Below are 19427 nucleotides of genomic sequence, written 5' to 3' on the forward strand. Positions count from 1 at the left end.
GGAAGTGGTCATCTAAAACTTTGGAATTACTTTTTCAGGAAAGCGTCTATCTGCGCAAACATCCAGGCGGGTTCGTCATACATGATGAAGTGGCGGGCGGTGTCGGCAATTTTGACTTCAGCCGAAGGCAATTTAGCGAATTGCGCGGTATACATGGTAGTGGTCATGTCTTTGGTCACGCCGTACCCTTTGTAGCCGTACCAGGCGCCCAGCACCAACACAGGGGCTTTAATGGTGGCAATGTCTGCGCGCAGGTCTGTGGTGTACATCTCATACATGGCCTGGCCGGTGGTTTGGTAAGCTGATTTTCTGCCCCACTCTATGATCTTCTTAATATGCGCTGAGTCTTTGGCCATAGTGGTGCCGTAGCTGGCTTCCTGCTGCTTTTGCATCTGCGGGCTGGGTGTAGCCATAGATTTGCGGAACTGCTCAGCCATGGGCTTGATGGTCTCTACCGTGGCACCGGGATTTTGGGCGGCCCCAATGAATGGCAAACCATCTACCACCACTGTTTTCCCAAACAGCTCCGGCGCTTTTACATTCAAGGCCAGCACCAAATAACCGCCTAAGCTGTGCCCCACCAGCACCGGTTTCTTCAGTTTGTTCTCCTGCACGTAGGCAATGATTTCATCGCGCATGGTGTTCAGGAAAGGATCAGCTTTGATGGCCGGTTGGCCCGCAAACCCTGGCAGGGTGAGTACATAGCAGGTGTAGTTTTTTTGATAGTGTTGCACGGTTTCATCCCAGACCTCACCCGCAGAGTTCAGGCCCGGGATCAAAATCATGGCGGGGCCTTTGCCCGTCTTCACCACTTTGAAAGAAGGAGTTTTAGCTTGAGCCGTTAAGGTGAGGCACAACAACAGCGCCAGGAGAGAGGTAAGTTTTGCTTTCATGTTTTTATGGGTTAAAGGTTTTTAGTGCGATTGATGGTCACAAAGGTGCACCGCAACCAGGCACATGAGAAGCAAAATATGATGAGCGGTAATTGCAAAGGGTGAGCGGTGAAGGGGTAATTTGTTGGTGGTGGCTGTTGGAAAGGGGAATGTTCCGTTTTCGGGCTGTTTTGGGAAAAGTAGGCCAAAAACGGCTTTTGCCACAGACGCTCGCACGTCCTCCTGACGCTACGAGGTCAGAATTAGATTTTCAAGTTTCAAGGAAGATGCCGATAACTCTCTACACTTATATATCCCACGCAGCCCCACGCTGGCGCGAGACTAAAGTCTCGTGACATGGGATGAAGCGAGTCTCCAGACTCGCCGGGAGCCAGCGGCTAAAAAAGTAAAAATGGAGTCTGGAGACTCCACTCACAGTGCGGCACGAGTCTGAAGACTCGCGCCAGATTCTTCAGCCATTCAATAAGCCGCCTTGCACAAAAGACCTCGTAGCGTCCGGAGGACCTGCGAGCGTCTCTGTGCCGTTTGCGTGGCCTACTTTTCCTAAAACAGGCCAAAAACGCAAAGCGGGTGAAGCCTACAGACCTCACCCGTTTCAAAAGAATAACGAACAACTAATAACGAATAACTATCCGCGCAAGCGGACGTCAATCTGCAGCTCATCTAACTGCGCCTGCGCGATAGGAGAAGGAGCATCAATCATGACATCACGGCCACTGTTATTCTTAGGGAACGCAATGAAGTCGCGGATAGAATCTGCCCCGCCAAAGAGCGAGCACAGACGGTCAAACCCGAAGGCGATACCCCCGTGCGGAGGCGCACCGTACTCAAAGGCATCCAGCAGGAACCCGAACTGCGCTTGCGCTTCCTCGGGCGTGAAGCCCAACAGGTTAAACATGCGGCTTTGCACGCCACGGTCATGTATCCGGATGGAGCCACCACCCACTTCCACACCGTTGATGACCATGTCATAGGCATTGGCGCGCACGGCGCCGGGGTTGGTGTCAATCAGGTCCATGTCCTCGGGCTTGGGTGAGGTGAACGGGTGGTGCATGGCGTGGTAGCGGTTGCTTTCCTCGTCCCACTCCAGGAGCGGGAAGTCCAGTACCCATAGGGTAGAGAACGTGTCTTTGTCACGCAGGCCTAAACGACTGCCCATCTCCAGACGCAGTTCATTTAAAGCTTTACGGGTTTTATCAGCGCCGCCGGCCAACACCAACAGCAAATCACCTGGCTGGGCGTTGAAGGCCTGCGCCCACTGCGCTAAATCTTCTGGAGAGTAGAATTTGTCAACGCTTGATTTTACGCTGCCGTCTTCCTGCACGCGGGCGTACACCAAACCGGTGGCACCCACTTGCGGACGCTTCACAAAATCTGTGAGCTCATCTAGTTGCTTGCGGGTGAAATGGGCGCTGCCGCTGGCGTTAATGCCTACTACTAACTCGGCGTCATCAAACACTTTGAAGCCTTTGTTCTTCACCAGGTCATTCAGCTCCACAAATTGCATGGCAAAACGGGTGTCTGGTTTGTCTGAGCCGTAGAGGCGCATAGCATCAGCGTACGTCATGCGGGGGAAGTCTCCCAGTTCAATGCCTTTCACGGCCTTGAACAGGTGCTTCACTAAACCTTCAAAGGTGTTCAGGATGTCTTCCTGCGTCACGAAAGACATCTCGCAGTCAATCTGGGTGAACTCCGGTTGGCGGTCGGCGCGCAGGTCCTCATCTCTAAAGCATTTCACAATCTGGAAGTACTTGTCAAACCCAGATACCATCAAGAGCTGCTTGAACGTCTGCGGAGACTGTGGCAGGGCGTAGAACTCGCCGGGATTCATGCGGCTGGGCACCACAAAGTCGCGGGCGCCTTCAGGCGTAGATTTAATCAAGACCGGCGTCTCTACCTCAATAAAGCCCTGGCCGTCCAGGTAAGAGCGGGTTTGCTGGCCCATGCAGTGGCGCAATTCCAGGCTTTTGCGCACGGGGGAGCGGCGCAGATCCAGATAACGGTATTTCATGCGCAGGTCGTCGCCGCCGTCGGTGTCGTCTTCAATCAGGAAGGGCGGCAGTTTGGCGGGGTTCAGGATTTCCAGCGCGGTTACTTTTATCTCAATCTCGCCGGTGGCGATTTTATCATTCTTAGACTCGCGCTCAATCACGGTACCGGTGGCTTTGACCACAAATTCGCGGCCCAGGGTGCGGGCAGTGGCCAGCACCGAGGCCTCAGAAACGCCTTCCTCCAGGCTTAGCTGCGTAATGCCGTAGCGGTCGCGCAGGTCAACCCAAAGCATGCCGCCTTTGTCGCGTGATTTCTGTACCCATCCGGTCAGGGTCACTTCCTGACCAACATTCTCCAGGCGTAATTCGCCGCAGGTGTGTGAACGAAGCATTGTGTCTCTTCTTTAGAACTAAGCTGCAAAGGTACGCATTGTTTTGGGAGTTGATAACAGCGGGCCGGAGAAGGTTGTAGATCTGGCGCAGGCTTGTCTATTCCCTTCTTTTAATTTAATAAAATAAAGAATATTATAAATTTAATATATCCTGATAAGAATAGTTTGAATTTATTTGTGGAGCCAAAAGTTCTGGTTTGATTGTTTGCTAACTTTATGCAGAAATGTAGCGCCCCCATACATTAAAATACATTTAAGTTAGAGGAGGGCATTTTATGAAACTTCAGGTAGTGCAGGCAGTTCGCTCTTGGTTCTTGCTTTTTCATTCAAAAAAGAAACATTCAGCTATCTACTACTCAAGTTCAAACTTTTTTGAAAAATATGGTTTTGCTGAGACGTTAACACAGTTGCAAAACCTATTGTCTGTTCAACATAGACCTGCCTATCAGGTAGAGAGCAGTATTTTCTTTCAAGCCATTCCCTTTGGGGCCACCGTAAGAGAGGTTGTGAAAAAACTGGGGGAGCCGGTTCATACTATGGCCTCTTCTGCAACTGTAGAAGGGCACAGTGCTTTAATCTTCAGGAGAAAAGTAGGAGCGATAGGTGTCACTTCCTGCGTCCATTTTTATGAAGGCAGATTTTTCCTTGCCCAGGAAGTGGTGAGGTATCCTACTGTGATGCAGGCAGACTTCTGTATTGTTTCGGCGGTAAAGGACCTGGCAAGGGTTTGCCTGGAGAGCCTGGGGGCCTCTTCTGTGGTGAGGGGGGCTTGTGGAGCCAGCGTGTCAATAGACCGTTCTGTGTATCTGCGCATTGATTATATCACTGGTGACCGGCTGGTTTGGCAGAAGCTAACGGGGCAAAGGCAGAAGGAGGCCGGAAAGAGCTTATTCAAAAGCATGGAGTTTTGGGGCAGTCAGCTAATCAAGCAGAGAAGTGAGGTTCCTTTGGGGGAGTAACTTTCCCCCTGGCCTGAACGGGTAACGTGCATACCGTTGCCGTGCTGGCTGAGATAGCTCAAACAGCGCCCCTGCGCCAGGTGTAGAACAGTCTGCTTCCAGGTAACGAATAGTGAAGCAACAGGAGATTGGTTCAGTTGAAGGAGCCCCTGATGGGGAGACAAACGGCGTTTAAGAGCTGTTTTTTATAAATCAGACCAAAACAGAGTACTGGAGAGGACAGTGCAACTATGCCGCGTGCCAGTAAACAACCAAGGGAAGAATAGATGTAATAAATCCGGTTGAGGTTTTGCACTTTACCGTTGGTAAAATAATTGTTAGGTATTTAAACAAGTATTTACCGGTACTATTTTTATAATATTTGATTTAGCTGCCAGCTCTGAATATATTTGTCTATTGCCTTAAAAAAGTTTCTTTCAGATATCCTGCATTTTTCAAACCAACCATAAAGCACCAGAGGACGTAGCACATGCATCAGTTTTTTACTCTAGTTTTCCAGAAAAACCTTCCATTCCTGAAAGGCAGAAAACGGATGTATTCTGCCAGTTTCACCAAGGACGATTATTTTGAACGGTACAGCTTTGCCGGCACCTTAAACCAACTTCTTAAGGTGCTGCAAGCAACGCCGTCTCCTGTACTGCTTACGCAAGAGAAGGTTTGTTTTCAGAACATTCCCTTTGGCACTTCTTTGAAGGAGGTGGTGAAAGTGATGGGGAAGCCGCAGCATGAGGTATCTGCCCAGGCCGAGGTGCCCGGGCACAAGGCGTTTATTTTTAAAAGGAAAGTGGGCCCCATTGGCGTCACCTCTTGTCTGCATTTCCTGCACGGAAAGTTATTCCTGGCCCAGTGTGTGGTACGGCACCCTTCACCAGAGGAAGTGGCCTATATGGCTTCTGTATTACAGGAGAAGTTTCCGCCCGTGCTCCCGCAGGAGGTGAAAACATCTTTTGCGATCTGTGATGGGCTTGGAAACCAGGTGGTACTGGATCAGACCTCGTACTTACGAATCAATTATATCTGGGCTGATGAAGGAGTAAGGTATGCCCTGCATGCGCTAGCCCGCAGGCAAAAGGTTTCTTAAGCCAGGTGTGGCGGGGCAATTTGTTCCCCTGCTACGCATGTCTCTTCCTGAAAGGACTATGCAATGACGTTGTGTAGTCCTTTTGCTTTTAGAACCATCCATTCCTGGCGTATGGGCTGCAGAGTATCCTGCCAACACCGAAGCGGTTTCCTGTTTTTTGTAGCGCTGTTACAAGGTTCTAAACCGCATAGGCAGCACCCTGCTCTGGCCAGTGGGGCTTCCAATTCAAATAACCACTAAGTAAGCCGTACCTGCTCTCTGTTTTAGGGCTTGAGCCTGTTTAGTGTTTTCTGATCATAGGCGCAAGTTTCTGCTTTTTGGTAGTCTTTTGAAACTATTTGCTTCTGTTTCTGGCCTGTTTTCGCAAAAGAAGAGCCAAAACAGCGACACAAGCGGGTGCTGGCGCCAGTACAGAAGCTATCTAAAGCTCATTTTGGGAAATGCTAAACAGGCTCCTTGTTTAAATTTTGATTTTGCGAGCGAAAATTGGGAGCGAAAGGTTCTGGCGAAGCGTTTTTTGAGCAGCATACGCCCCACTATGGTGCGAGAAAAAGGCAAAGTCAGGTTCTTTTGATGCCCGTTTGCAGCACAAAAGGCAAATTTAAACATGCTCTTAGGGCTGTTTTTCTGAAAACAGGCTGAAAACAGATTTTTCTCGGGTGCAGCTACCCCAGGCCGAAACTGAGTAAATTTTACGCTACCTGGCTAATGCCTTCTCTCGCAGAAGCTGTAGAGCTCTGGATCACAAAACCTGTAGCCGTAAGCAGGCCTTAAAATTCTCCTACAGCTTTCTTGAAATCCTCTAAGCAGGTGGGGAGAGGCTAACCAATGAACCATGTGGGCCTGCAGTTAATACTTGTTCTAAAATGAGAGGAAAAAATTTTGGCTCATTTTAATAAAAAATTTAACTGGTTTTGCCGGGTTTTGTAGTATGTTAGCAAAATATTGCATCATAAGAGTGGCTTTCAAGGGCAAAGCCAAAAAATGGAGAAATAGATTTGCGCATTCGTCGGGGTAAAAATGATTTTCAACGGATAAAACGGGGTGATTAACGTCTTTTCAAGTTGATTGAGCCAATTCACGGAATTTTACAGCACTATTTTATGAAAACCATTGCACTTAACTAAAGAATCTCCTTATATTTGTGTCATTCTTGTAACTAGTTGTAATTTTTAGGAGTATAAAAGACTCCTGATTCGCTGGTTAGAGGATTCCCCCGCAGAAGATTGGTTAGAAAAGTCAATAAAAATATCAAGATGATTCAAAATATCAGAATTGTGTTGGCGCTCGTGTGCTTTGCAGCTGTTTCCTTTACTTCAGTTGCTGGCGGTGGCGGAGGAGATGTGGCTAAATCTATGGCCGCCTCAAAAATGCGGGTGAAAGAAATCACCCAGGTGCTGAAGCAAAACCCACAAAATGCTCAGGCATACGCAGACCGTGCGGCTGCTAAGTTGGAGTTGGGCGATGCGTTTGGTGCCATCAAAGATTTTAACGCGGCCGTTGCCATCGCCCCTGAGAATGTTAATTTCCTGCAGGCCCGTGGTAATGCTTTCATCATGGTAGAGGCCTTCAAAGAAGCCTTGAATGATTTCAACGTGGCTCTTTTGAACAACCAATCTGTTGAGCTGATCTATGACCGCGCCGTTGCCAAGTTTCATTTAGAAGATTATGAAGGTGCTTTGAGTGACCTTGACCAAGTGGTTGCCGCGGCGCCAACGCATGACAAAGCCCTTTACAACCGTGCCGTTGTGAAAATGGACATGAAACAGACAGAAGGTGCCATTGCTGACCTGAACGTATTCTTACAGCAGAACCCTAACCATGAGCAAGCCCTCTTTACGTTAGAGCTGGCCAAATCTCAGCTGGAGAAAAAAATAGCGAAGCGATAATTCCATACTTTATATAAAAGCAGAAAGGCGAGATGAAAATCTCGCCTTTCTGCTTTTATGGGCGTAGCTAAATGAGTTGGGCAAAGCATTGGCTGTTTTTGGCCTGTTTTTCTGAAAACAGGCAAAAACAGAGATTGGCAGGCTTGACTCTGCAACCGAACACCTCAGCGGCCCTACGTGCCACTCTAGAGCGTAGGAGCCAGAAGTTTACTCAGCACATCCCACACCACCACGCCCACGGTCACAGACACGTTCAACGAATGCTTGGTGCCAAACTGCGGAATCTCCAGCACCCCATCAGCGGCCTCTATCACCTCGTCTTCTACCCCAAAGACTTCATTCCCGAACACAAAGGCGTATTTCCCGTCGGCCGCGGGCTGGAAGTGGGGGAGCTCTATGCTGCCCTCAGCCTGCTCAACGGCCCAAACAGCATAGCCTTGCTGCTTCAACCCCTGCACGGCCTCCAGCGTGGTGGGCACGTGGGCCCACTCCACTGATTCGGTGGCGCCCAGCGCTGTCTTGTGAATCTCCTTGTTGGGCGGCGTGCCGGTAATCCCGCAGAGGTAGATCTTTTCCACGGCAAAGGCATCTGCGGTTCTGAAGGTGGAGCCCACGTTGTGCAGGCTGCGCACGTTGTCTAAAACCAGCACCAACGGATTTTTTTGCTTATTTTTGAAGTCCTCCACCGAGTCCCGCTGGAGTTCTTCCATGCTTAATTTGCGCATAGTCAAAGGTGTTTTTCGGCGTAGCCGAAGAATGGAGTGCAAAGGTAACACATTGGGAGGACAGACGCGTTTTTGGCCTGTTTTTCAGAAATGAGACCAAAACCAGCGGCAGGCAAAGGAAGAAACGGGAGAGCCGTTATTGGCCTGTTTTTCTGAAAACAGGCCAAAAACAGGAAATAGGAAGAGGAAATTCTGACGCGCATTCCGTGCCCCTTTGAAGGGGGTGGGGGGATGACCAAGGCCGTTGAGAGGTGAAAAGCATTAGTTTTACGCCAAAACAGCTGGCAGAAAAGCCAACAGGAACGCCTTTGTCTGCACAAGAAATCAGGCCCCTGCCCCCGTCAAAGGCGGACTGGAGGCGTGATTTTTTCAGAAAGAGCAAAACCAGGCAAAGCCGTTTTTGGCCTGTTTTCTGTAAAACAGGCAAAAAACGCATTAGAAAGAAAAATAAAGAGGTGTCTGATGGGCTAAACCAGGAGCAGAAATTCCAAACGAGCACATCAGTACCTTAAAAATATTAGCACATTACCACCTTGAGTAAATCTGCAGAGTTCAGCGCCACGCCGCTGATGAAACAATACAATGCCATCAAGGCCAAACACCCGGGCGCGCTCCTGCTGTTCCGGGTGGGAGATTTTTACGAGACCTTCGGTGAAGATGCCATCAAGGCCAGCAAAATTCTGGGCATCATGCTCACCAAGCGCGGCAACGGCAGCGCGGCTGAGACGGCCCTGGCCGGTTTTCCGCACCACTCTATGGACACGTACCTGCCCAAGCTGGTGCGGGCGGGGGAGCGGGTGGCCATCTGTGACCAGCTGGAAGACCCTAAAACCGTGAAAGGCATTGTGAAGCGCGGCGTGACCGAGCTGGTGACCCCGGGCGTGTCGTTCAATGACCAGGTGCTGGACCAGAAACGCAACAACTACCTGGCGTCATTGCACTTCGGGAAGGAGCTGATTGGCATAGCGCTGCTGGATGCCTCTACCGGTGATTTCATGCTGGCGCAGGGCGATGCGGGCTACGTGGCGAAGCTGCTCCAGAATTTCGGCCCCGCCGAGGTGTTGTTCTGCAAAGGCAAGAAAGAGACGTTCTTCCAGAGCTTCGGGCCGGATTTTTGCCATTACGGGCTGGACGAGTGGGTGTATAGCTATGACTTTGCGCTGGAGACGCTCACCAAACAGTTCAATACCCAGAGTCTGAAAGGTTACGGGGTGGAAGGTCTCACCGAGGGCATTACCGCTGCGGGCGCCGTGCTGCACTACCTGGCAGAGACCCAGCACCATGACCTGCGCCACATTTCGGCCGTGGGCCGATTGGAGGAAGACCAATACGTGTGGCTGGACCGCTTCACGGTGCGCAACCTGGAGCTGATTTATCCGCAGCACCCGGAGGGCGTGCCCTTGATTGACGTGCTGGACAATACTATTACGCCCATGGGTGCGCGCCTGCTGCGCCGATGGCTGGTGCTGCCCTTGAAAGACGCGGCGCAAATAAGAAGAAGGTTAGACACTGTGGAAGGGTTGCAGGAACGCCCCGAGCTGCTGCAGGACATCAGCCATTACCTGAAGCAGATCAGTGACCTGGAGCGCCTCATTTCTAAGGTGGCCGTGCGCCGCGTGAACCCGCGGGAGCTGCTGCAGTTGGCGCGGGCGCTGGAGGCCACGCTGCCCATCAAAGAACTGCTGGCGGTGAGCGGCGTGCCCGCCCTGCAGAAACTGGCCGACCAACTTTTGCCGTGTGAACGCATCAGGGACGAAATCAAAGCCATTCTCAAACCAGACGCGCCCGTGCTCACCAACCAAGGAAACCTGGTGAATGACGGCATTGACGCCGAGCTGGACGAACTGCGGGCCATTGCGTTTTCGGGCAAGGATTACCTGCTGCAGCTTCAGCAGCGCGAGGTGCAGAACACGGGCATTTCATCGTTGAAGATTGCCTATAACAAGGTGTTCGGGTATTACCTGGAGGTGACGCACGCGCACAAAGACAAGGTGCCCAGCTCCTGGATCAGGAAACAGACGCTGGTCAATGCCGAGCGCTACATCACCGAGGAACTCAAAACCTACGAGGAGAAGATTCTGCACGCCGAGGACCGCCTGTATGTGATTGAGCAGCGCATTTTCAACGAACTGGTCTTGAGTACCGCCGAGTTTGTGCCCCAGATTCAGCAGAACGCCAAGGCGCTGGCCGTGCTGGACTGTCTGGCCAACTTCGCGCAGCTGGCGCAGCAGAACAACTATGTGAAGCCAGAGGTGGATGAGAGCACAGTGCTGAATATTACCCAAGGCCGTCACCCGGTGATTGAGAAACAACTGCCGCCCGGTGAGCGCTACGTGCCCAATGATATCAGGCTGGATAATGACGAGCAGCAGATCATCATCATCACGGGGCCCAACATGGCGGGTAAAAGTGCCTTGCTGCGACAGACGGCCTTGATTGTGCTCATGGCGCAGATTGGCTGTTTTGTGCCCGCCGAGGCCGCGCAGTTGGGCGTGATTGACAAAATCTTCACCCGCGTGGGCGCCTCAGACAACCTGAGCCGGGGCGAAAGTACGTTCATGGTGGAGATGACCGAGACAGCCAGCATCCTGAACAACCTCTCTGACCGCAGCCTGGTTTTGATGGACGAGATTGGCCGCGGCACCAGCACCTATGACGGGATTTCCATTGCCTGGGCCATTGTAGAGCATTTGCACAACGCTCCCAAAGGTCGGGCCAAAACCTTGTTCGCTACGCATTACCATGAACTGAACCAGCTCACCGAAGATTTCCCCCGCGTGCGGAACTACAACGTAAGCGTGAAAGAAAGCAACGGCAAGATTTTGTTCATGCGCAAACTGGTGGAAGGGGGCAGCGCCCACAGCTTCGGGATACAGGTGGCCCAGATGGCGGGCATGCCCAACAGCGTGGTCATACGCGCCAGCGAAATCATGCACCACCTGGAGCAGGAGAAGATCAGCCATCCGCACCAAGACCCGCAGGAAACCCTAAAAAGCCTGCCCAAGCAGCCGTACCAGCTCAGCATGTTTGAACTCAACGACCCGCAACTGGTGCGCATCAAAGAAGTGTTTGAGAAGCTGGACATTAACACCATTACGCCGGTTGAGGCGCTGCTCAAGCTCAACGAGCTGAAAATGCTGGTAGACAAGAAATAGGGGCCTCGCCCTGGTCCCTCTCCCGCAGAGAGGGGAGCGTGCTTTTCCGTTTTTCGCCTGTTTTGGCGAAAACAGGCCAAAAACGGCATTTACGGGTCCTTTCTGGCGCGAATCTTCAGACTCGTGGCAAAGGATGAAGCGGGTCTCCAGACTCGCCGGGAGGCACTGAAAGAAAACACGGAGTCTGGAGACTCCAACCATCTTTCGGCGCGAGTCCGGAGACTCGCGCCAGCGTAGCCTAAAAAGGAAACCTTATTTCTGGGCTGTTTTCAGGAAAACAGCCCAGAAACGCGTGAGGGTAAGAAAAGACTGAAAAATTTTCTGCCTGATTTTCAGAAAGAAATGCGTTTGGTGAAGATTTTTTTGTGGGCACCTCTTGACTTTAGAGAAAAAGCGCCTACCTTTGTATCACTAATTCAAACAGCGAGTTAGTAAAAACGCGAAAGTAGCTCAGTTGGTAGAGCGCGACCTTGCCAAGGTCGAGGTCGCGGGTTCGAACCCCGTCTTTCGCTCCAGATAAAAGACGTTGCTTCGGTAACGTCTTTTGTTTATCTACCTACTCCGTTTCTCCTGTAGGAACGGGATGCCGGGATGGTGGAACTGGTAGACACGCAAGACTTAAAATCTTGTTTCCATTAGGAAGTGCGGGTTCGATTCCCGCTCCTGGTACTTGAAAGCCCTGAATCAGCAATGGTTCAGGGCTTTTTTGTTTTCTTGCTAAAGTATTCTGGTTTCTGCATTAGAGGGCTAAAACGCGGGTGTAAGCGGACGCTTGCGCCCACGTTTTTGGCTTATTTTTACAAAAAAAGCCTAGTAACAGAAGCTTACTTTTTAAAAGGCACATGCAGACGCTTGTGCCAGGGCCAGAAAGAAAACTCTAAAACATCTTCCTTAGCTATTCAGTGTTTTCCATCAACTTTCTCAAATTATTTGGAAGCCTATAGTTTTTATGAGGTGGTCAGTTAAGAACTAGTTGGGAACAATGGGGAAGTAATAAAAAGTTGGGCTGACGGTCCCGAGGATGGCCGTTTCCTAAGACCGGAAATCAAATGAATAGTGTTACGGCGTTTCTAAGTCAATGGACAGGGAAACCACGTAATTGCGGCCGGGTTCGGGCAAGTTCAGAATGCGGTAGCGGCTCAGGTGGTTGAGGTATTTCCCATTCAGCAGGTTCTGCACCTGAAAGCCCAGCTGCCCCCACTTCTGCTGGCCCAAATGTATTCCGGTAGTCAGGCTCACTAAAGAATACGCGTCTGTTTCCAGTTCATTGCGCTCCACGCGGTGCTGCGCCGCATAATACCCGTAGTTGACTTTGAAGTAACCATTTTGCAGGTAAGTGGTTAGGCGGGGCAGGTTGTACTCGGCATCGGCCTGCAGTGCGAAGGGAGGGGTGAAGGGCAGGGGAAGCTGCGTGGTGCGGTTCTGAGCCCATACGTATTCGGCCGTGAGGCCGAAAGTCAAGGTCTGCAAGAGAAAATATTTGGCCGTGGCCTCGGCCCCCGTGTGCAGCGCCCGGGTCTGCCGGAAGCGGTACAATTGCCCCGCCTCAGCCACAGGGTACAGGCTCCCGTCAATGTTCACCGTGGGAAAAATGCCCGACGGGCTCAGGTAAATGTAGTTCTGGAACAGGTTGAAAAACGGCGTAACCGACAGCTGCAGCCGCTCATTGTCATAGCTCACGGCCACATCCAACTGGTATCCTTGCTCGGGTTTCAACGTAGCATCGCCTTGTTCATACCTAAACGTGCCGTGGTGCATGCCGTTGGCGGTGAGTTCGGCGGCCGCCGGAATCCGGAACGTTTTCCCGAAGTTGGCTTTGAGCCCCCAGCGCTCCGTGGGGTTGCAGGCCACACCCAAAGACCCGCTCCAGCCCCAGAAATCCCGGTTCACGCGCGGGCTCTGCTGAATGGTGGCAAGGTAGCGGTTCTCATAGTAGAAAGTCCGCTGTTCCTCCTCGGCCGAAAGATGGCCATAATCCACCCGCAGGCCGCCGTTGGCGATCCATTTCTTGTGCAGGCGGTATTTGGAGAGGGCGAAGAAACCAACCTGCTGGCTTTTGAAATGAGGAAGCAAAAACTCAAAACCGGCCTGTCGGTTTTTCTGAGCCTGTGCCTGTAAGCCGAAAGTGGGTTCCAGTTTTCCGCTGAAATGCGGAAAGTAGCGGATATTCGCCGTAGCGGTCTGCAGGTCCAGCTGGGTAGCCAGATGGTTGCTGTCTTCTGACGGAGCCCCGTGTGCGTGCGGTGCTGAAAGTTCTTTACGGTGGTTGCGCTGATACCCTAAATCTGCCTCCAGCCAGTTTTTGCCCAGTTGAATGTTGCTGTTGGAGATGATTTTGAAATGGTTAATGTCCTGGCTAGGGAAGGCAATGTTGCGGCGGCTTCCGTCTGGTGTGAGCATATACGCCCGTGGTATACCCATGGCCCCGCTGAAAATGCCCACCTGCTGGTTGTAGTTGGAGACAGTCAAATGTGTATAGCCCCAGTTCTTGTTCACGCCCACCGTACCTGAAAAGTGGTTTTCCCGACCGGCCGTGTTCTTGAGCCTCCCGTCATAAATGGGCAGCACGAAGCGGTTGTAGGTAAAGGTCTCAGCGGGTACTTTGTAATCCGCGTAGCGGAGGTGGGTGGCCCTTACCCGGAAAGTGAGGCCGCGGTGGTTCCCTGCGGTGGCGACCGTGGTGCCGTAGGTGTCATTGTTGGAGCGGTAGATGCCGCGTACACTGGCCGTGTAGTGCCCTTCCTGCACTGCCACCGGGTGCGAGATGCGCACCACACCGCCCAAAGCATCAGAACCGTGCATTAAACTGGCCGAGCCTTTCACTATCTCCACCTGCTCCACATTGAACTGGTCAATCTCCAGGCCGTGGTCTGAACCCCATTGCTGCCCCTCCTGCTTAATGCCGCTATCGGTGACCAATACGCGGTTGAAGCTCAGGCCCCGGATGACGGGTTTAGAAATGCCTACGCCCATGTTGATGGCGCTTACCCCCGGCAGTTTCTCCAACGTTCCCATAAGCGAGGCGCCAGCATTTTGATTGATATAGGTTTCATCTGCGGTTTGGGTGAGCACCGAGCTTTCCTGCTGGTTCAGCTGCGCCCCATGGCTCTGCACCACCACCTCCTGCAGTTGCTGGTTAGAGGGCTGCAACGTTAAAGAAACCGAAACAGGTTCCTGCGCCACGGTGACTGATTTGGTGAGGGTGGCATAGCCCACCATGGAAACCTGCAGCCAGTAATGGCCTGGCCTCACCTGGTTCAACTGAAATCTGCCCTGCACATCGGTCTGGGTGCCTTGCAGCGTCTCCTGCAAGTGCACTGAGGCTCCAATTAGTGGCTGGCCCTGCACGTCCTGCACCTGGCCCTTAATGCTTTGCACCGCCTGCGCCGATGCCTTCTGCGGGAAAAAAGCCAGTCCGCATAGCGCTGTGAACAAGGCCAGCAAGATGACCGCTTTTCTCACCCAAGTAGGCTTTTGGTTTATTAAATTCATAGAAGGTGAATCAAAATTTGTGTGCGTTTTTCGGTGTTTTTTTAAAAACAGCCCGAAAACAGAAGGCGGGTTGAAAGCGGTTTAGGGCTTCACCACTACTTTCAGTTTTTTTGTGACTTTGTTGTTTTTGGTATCAAACACCTCCACCGTGAACTTGTATTCGCCCGTGGGCATGTAAGTCGCAAAAGTGAAAGGAATGCTGAAAGTGGCCTGGGTGCCCGCTGTGGCTGGGAAAAACTGTTGGTCCACGGTAAAAGGCTGGTTGGCCGGGTCGGAGTAGCTGATTTCCACTCGGCCCTCGTTCAACGAAACTGCATCAGTGACGGTGCCGCTGAAGGGAACGGTGCTGCCGCGCTTTACGGTTACGGTTTCTGCCGTGGGGCTGGTCATGGTCAACTGCGGAGGGGTGGTGTCGGTGGGGTTAGAGACATGCACGCTGTAAACCTGAGGAACCGCCTCAGTGCCGGCTTTGTCGGTGGCGTAAAGGAGCAGGTGGTAGTTGCCGGGGGTGGCGTCTGCTGGTACCTCCAGTTCTTCCACCACTTTGTAATCTTTGCCAGTGGCCTCTTTGATGCGCACCACAAACCAGGGCGTGCCCCGGCGTAAGCCGCTGCGGTGGCCGTGGCAGTCAAAGTTGTTGTGCACGTCAATTTTGTACTGTGAGAGCGCCACATCATCAGTGAAGTTAAAGTGCAAGGTGAGCTTGCCGCCTGTGGTCACAGAAAAAACACGGTCCTCAGTATGGCCGCAAACGGTGCCTTTGCCATACTGGGGGGCGCTTTGGATGAGGGTAATGACTGGTTTCTCCGTATCGGGTTTTTCTTGTTCGGGTGCTTCATCGCCACAGGAGGAAAACAGCACAATGCTTAAGAGGAGGAAGGCGAAGTTTTTCATTTGATAACTAGGATTTTAGTGGCTATTGAAATGGCATCAGACTGCAACAGGCAGAGGTAGGTACCTGCGGCCAATTGGGCCGAGGGAAAGTGGGCAACATGCTCACCCACAGTTTGGCGTTTTGGCATCAGTTCCAGAAGAGCGTTGCCCTGAAGGTCTAACAGCGTGAGGCTCACCGTGGATGGGCTTGCCAGGGCATAGCGGAGCTGAATGTCCTGACCGCTCTGAATGGGGTTGGGAGAAGGCGGGTACAGCGTGAGTTGCTCTTTCTGCACAAATTCGTCTTTGATGCCCGTCACGGTCATTTCCACAATGGGAAACAGCGCGAAATGCGTGGCGATGTTGGTGAAGTTCTGGGTTCTGAAATCCACCCATTTCTCATAAGCGTGCTCATGTTGCTGCACCGCGTTGCGCCCGAAGTTCTCAAAATCAGCGCTGGGGCGGCTACCGTTGATGCCGCTGTAGAGGCCGATGGTGTCACCGTCGTAGCCGCCATGGGCGTAATCATGCAGGTCAAAGGTCACGAAGAACGAATCTTGCACGGCAATGGGTGCGTCAAAGGTGGTGGTCATGGCAGCACCGTTCAGCCGCAAATCAGCGTATCGCACGTCTTTGCTGGCCAGCCGGGCGTGGGGCAGTTTATTGGTACCCACGCTGTACACCCTGAAGGAGGCTAGGTTATTAGCATGGGCATACTTACCGCCGTGGTGACTAATGATGCCTATTACTTTGGCGTTTCCACTCACATAATATTTCTCGGCGTATTGTTGGTTAAACCGGTAGTTCTGGCCGAGCCAATAGCCCCAAGTGCCCGAGTTAGTGTATTTGCGCAGCTCCTGGGGGTGCTGAGGCAGAAGGTTCCTGAGGGTGCGGGTGGTGGTTTGGGCAAGGGTGATGGTGGAAGCCAGTAAGAGGAGTGCTGATAGAAACCACCATTTATATTTTTTCTTCATGGGCTGAAAATGGTAAGATTCCCCACTGCCAATCAGTGGGGAATCAGGTGAATAAGTAAGTTTTATTGAATAACCATGCGGCTAGCCATGCGTTGGTCACCAGCTTGCACGAGTAAGATGTAAAGGCCTTTGGCGTTCTGGGGAAGCTGTAGCTCAGTAGCGTGCTCCCCTGTGTTTTTACGGCCCAGCGATTGCTGCAGCACGGTTCTGCCGCTCATGTCCACCAGACGCACCTCCACCTCGGCGGTAACCGCCACCCCGAATTTCACCTGCACTTTGTCTTGGGCTGGGTTAGGGTATGGGGCGTATAGCTTGAGCGAGCCATTGCTTACGTAGTGATCTTTGATACCCGTCACGTTTGAGAACTGCACCACTGGGAACATACCCAGATAGCCACTGTAGTTGAAGCCTGTGCGCATATCATGCCAGACACGGCCCGAGTGGGTATGCGCCCTCACTGCATTACGGATTACCTCATGGTCACTGGTAGGTCTGGTGTTGTTGCTGGTATGTAGCAGTGCAAAGTTATCTCCTTCAAAACCGCCATGGGCGTAGTCTGTAAAGTTGAGCGACAGGTAAAAGGCATTCTCTACGGGCACCGGGGCATTGAACGTGGTGGACATGGAGGTTTTATCCACCTTTACCTCTTTGTACCACACGTCTTTTCGGCCCAGTTTACGGCTGGGCAGTCCATCAGCTCCTATGTCAAACACATTGAACTCGGCCACGTTGGGCGACTGGCTGTTCACCTCTCCTGTGTGGTAGCTCACCACGCCTACTACCGCTGCCTTGCCCGAGACCTCAAACCGCTCCGCAAATTCCTCAATGTAGCTGTTTCCCATTCCGGTGAACTGGTAATCAGTCTCCCACCACTCTTTGGCTTTCACCACCGAGTCTTGCAGGGCAATGGTAGAAGCAAAGTTGCGGAGGGTATGCTGCTCAGGTTGTAAGGTGAGGGTGAAAGGGGCTGGACTCTGGTCATTGGCACCCGTGGCATTGTCTGTGAAGCGGTAAACAGCGCCGTTGCGGCCCACGGCCCACCCGTGGTTCAGGTCAGTAAAGGAATGCGCGTACGTGCGGTTGTCTACCTCGGTTTCAGTCCAGGTGTGACCGCCATCGGTGGTAGAGAGAATGGTGCCGTGGCTGTCTCTGCGACCAGTTACCCAACCGCGGTGCGGGCTGGTGAAATGCACGTCAAAGAAATGCGAGACAAAGGCAGGCGGAATGATTTGCAGCCTCCAGGTCTGGCCTCCGTCTATGGTTTTCAGCACGTAATCATGGTCACCCACCGCCCAGCCGTGTTGGGCATCTGTGAAGTGTACTGCGTTCAGGGGTCTGAGGGTGCCGCTGGGTTGGCGGGTCCAGGTCTGGCCGCCATCAATAGATTTGGCAATCACGCCGTTCCGGCCTACGGCCCAACCTGTTGTTTCATTCAAAAAGAAAACACCGTTGTACAGCATGCCCGCTATCCCAAGCGTTTCTGTATGGGCGCGCCAGGTGGTACCGTCATAGCGAAGAATGGTGCCAGCGCTCCCCACCGCCCAGCCTTTGGGCGGAGAAGTACTGCCTGCCGCCCGCTTTAAAAAGAAGACATGGTGTAGGCTGTACTCAGTGCCCTGCGGGTGTGCGGGAAGGGTTTGGGTTTGCCAATTCTGGCCGCCGTCTGCGGTAGCCAGAAGCGCATTGGGGTTTGAAGCCACCACCCAGCCGTGCTGGTCATCGGCGAAGGCAACTTTTTTGAAATTGGCTTTGTCCAGAGGGGCAGGCAGGTTAATGTTTTCCCATGTCTCGCCGCCGTTCTGGGTCCGGATGAGGGTGCCCGCGTCACCCACAGCCCAACCGTGGGTCTGGCTCAGGAAGGTTACCCCCATGAGGTTGTGGTAAAGAAAAGCCTGCCGTTTGTTCTGCCAGGTATCGCCGCCGTCTGTGCTTACATACACGGTGTTGGGCGTCATGATGGACAAGGCGATGACCGTTCGGCCATCGGGGGAGACGTCTAAGTATTGGAGATGCTGACCAGGCTGGTCCAGCACTTTGGCCCAGGTTTGGCCGCCGTTGGTGGTTTTGTAAATGTACTGCTGTGCGTCTACCAGAAACCCTACCGTGGCACTTTGAAACTGCATCTGCGTGAAGTTCAGGTTAGGGTTTTGGAGAATATCTTCCGGTAGGGCTGTGATGGTCCAGGTTTGGCCGCCATTGGTGGTGTGCAGAAGCGCCTTGTTGTCGTGGTCCAGTACCCATCCGGTTACGGCATCAATGAAGCTGACGTGGTAGAAGCCGTTACTGCCAGAGGCGTGAACGGGATAGGTAAGGTTTTGCCAGGTGCGGCCACCGTCTACTGTTTTCATGATGGAATTGAGCCCCACCAGATAACCCGTTTGCCCCGCCATGACCAGATCGCTGGCCCACAGGCCTTCGGGGGTATCGGCTTCCGCCCAGGTTTGCCCTTGGTTTTGGGTGTGGTACAGCTTTACTACCCCCTCGTCATAGGTCATCACCAAACCAGATTGCTCACTTATCACCCGCACAAACTGCGGGTAACCCTTGACGGGCGTGGGCAGCGGAGCCCAGGTTTGGCCGCCGTTCTGGGTCTGGTGCAGCTGGCCTGCTTCATTGACGGTCCAGCCGGTAGTGGCATTGAGGAAATGGGAAACCGTGAAATCTACCTCTGCGGGAACATTGGCTGGTAACCAGGTTTGGCCTGAGTTGAGGGAATACAGCGCTATTTTGGGGTAGCCCGTGACAAACAGGTGTTGGGCCGAAAGCGCAAAAACCTTGCTGTACTGGTCTGGTTCCCGGCCCCGCTGGTGCTGCCACGTTTGTGCAAATGTTAAAAAAGGAAGTGTGAGGAAATGGAAAAGCAATAGGGGGAAGATGGTTTTGTAGACTATCGGTCTCATGGGTAGCTGAAGTGAATATTCTGGAAATCAATGAAGTAAGTTCCATCTGCTGGTGCTGCATTTTCTGTTTTAGGGCTGTTTTCCGGAAAAACAGCCTAAAACA

General features: G+C 52.5%; 11 protein-coding genes and 2 tRNA genes. 6 read left to right on the forward strand and 7 right to left on the reverse strand.

What is annotated here, in order from left to right; genetic code table 11:
• Positions 1–26: 26 nt before the first annotated feature.
• Positions 27–893: an alpha/beta fold hydrolase gene (locus A8O25_RS11845; RefSeq protein WP_066835074.1), complete on the reverse strand. Its 867-nt coding sequence runs from the start codon at positions 891–893 to the stop codon at positions 27–29.
• A gap of 628 nt (positions 894–1521) precedes the next feature.
• Positions 1522–3276: an aspartate--tRNA ligase gene (aspS, locus tag A8O25_RS11850; protein WP_066835076.1), complete on the reverse strand. Its 1755-nt coding sequence runs from the start codon at positions 3274–3276 to the stop codon at positions 1522–1524.
• Between the two features lie 419 nt (positions 3277–3695).
• Between aspS and A8O25_RS11855 the strand changes: the two genes are divergently transcribed.
• The 3 genes from A8O25_RS11855 (at position 3696) to A8O25_RS11865 (ending at position 7205) form a co-directional block, all read left to right on the forward strand.
• Positions 3696–4235 carry a hypothetical protein gene (locus A8O25_RS11855; RefSeq protein WP_153042716.1) on the forward strand — a complete coding sequence of 180 codons (540 nt, stop codon included), beginning with the start codon at positions 3696–3698 and terminating at the stop codon, positions 4233–4235.
• Positions 4236–4767: 532 nt separating this feature from the next.
• A complete protein-coding gene (locus A8O25_RS11860; protein ID WP_153042717.1) occupies positions 4768–5316 on the forward strand; it encodes a hypothetical protein in 549 nt (182 codons plus the stop codon).
• 1256 nt (positions 5317–6572) lie between these two features.
• Complete coding sequence (locus A8O25_RS11865; protein WP_066835082.1) at positions 6573–7205, forward strand: tetratricopeptide repeat protein; 633 nt, start codon at positions 6573–6575, stop codon at positions 7203–7205.
• Positions 7206–7390: 185 nt separating this feature from the next.
• Here the strand turns inward: A8O25_RS11865 and A8O25_RS11870 are convergent, their stop codons facing one another.
• Positions 7391–7930 (reverse strand): RNA methyltransferase, encoded by a 540-nt coding sequence (locus A8O25_RS11870; protein WP_066835083.1) that lies wholly within the window; start codon positions 7928–7930, stop codon positions 7391–7393.
• A gap of 569 nt (positions 7931–8499) precedes the next feature.
• On the opposite strand from A8O25_RS11870, the gene mutS reads away from it, so the two are divergent.
• The 3 genes from mutS to A8O25_RS11885 all read left to right on the forward strand — a co-directional run bounded on the left by mutS (position 8500) and on the right by A8O25_RS11885 (position 11754).
• Positions 8500–11085: a DNA mismatch repair protein MutS gene (gene mutS / locus A8O25_RS11875; RefSeq protein ID WP_066835102.1), complete on the forward strand. Its 2586-nt coding sequence runs from the start codon at positions 8500–8502 to the stop codon at positions 11083–11085.
• Positions 11086–11524: 439 nt separating this feature from the next.
• Positions 11525–11600 (forward strand) — tRNA-Gly (locus A8O25_RS11880).
• Between the two features lie 70 nt (positions 11601–11670).
• Positions 11671–11754, forward strand: a tRNA-Leu gene (locus A8O25_RS11885).
• Positions 11755–12144: 390 nt separating this feature from the next.
• On the opposite strand, the gene A8O25_RS11890 is transcribed toward A8O25_RS11885, so the two are convergent.
• From A8O25_RS11890 to A8O25_RS11905, 4 genes are all read right to left on the reverse strand, one after another.
• The gene (locus A8O25_RS11890) at positions 12145–14577 is read right to left on the reverse strand and encodes a TonB-dependent receptor (RefSeq protein ID WP_082893594.1); all 2433 of its coding nucleotides are present in this window, start codon (positions 14575–14577) and stop codon (positions 12145–12147) included.
• Positions 14578–14658: 81 nt separating this feature from the next.
• A complete protein-coding gene (locus tag A8O25_RS11895) occupies positions 14659–15471 on the reverse strand; it encodes a DUF4625 domain-containing protein (RefSeq protein WP_066835084.1) in 813 nt (270 codons plus the stop codon).
• Entirely contained in the window at positions 15468–16424 is a 957-nt protein-coding gene (locus A8O25_RS11900; protein ID WP_066835086.1) for a T9SS type A sorting domain-containing protein, read from the reverse strand. Before A8O25_RS11900 ends, A8O25_RS11895 begins: the two co-directional genes overlap by 4 nt.
• A 62-nt stretch (positions 16425–16486) precedes the next feature.
• Entirely contained in the window at positions 16487–19324 is a 2838-nt protein-coding gene (locus tag A8O25_RS11905; protein ID WP_082893595.1) for a T9SS type A sorting domain-containing protein, read from the reverse strand.
• Between the last annotated feature and the right edge of the window lie 103 nt (positions 19325–19427).

It is taken from the genome of Rufibacter ruber, from assembly GCF_001647275.1.
Classification (GTDB): domain Bacteria; phylum Bacteroidota; class Bacteroidia; order Cytophagales; family Hymenobacteraceae; genus Nibribacter; species Nibribacter ruber_C.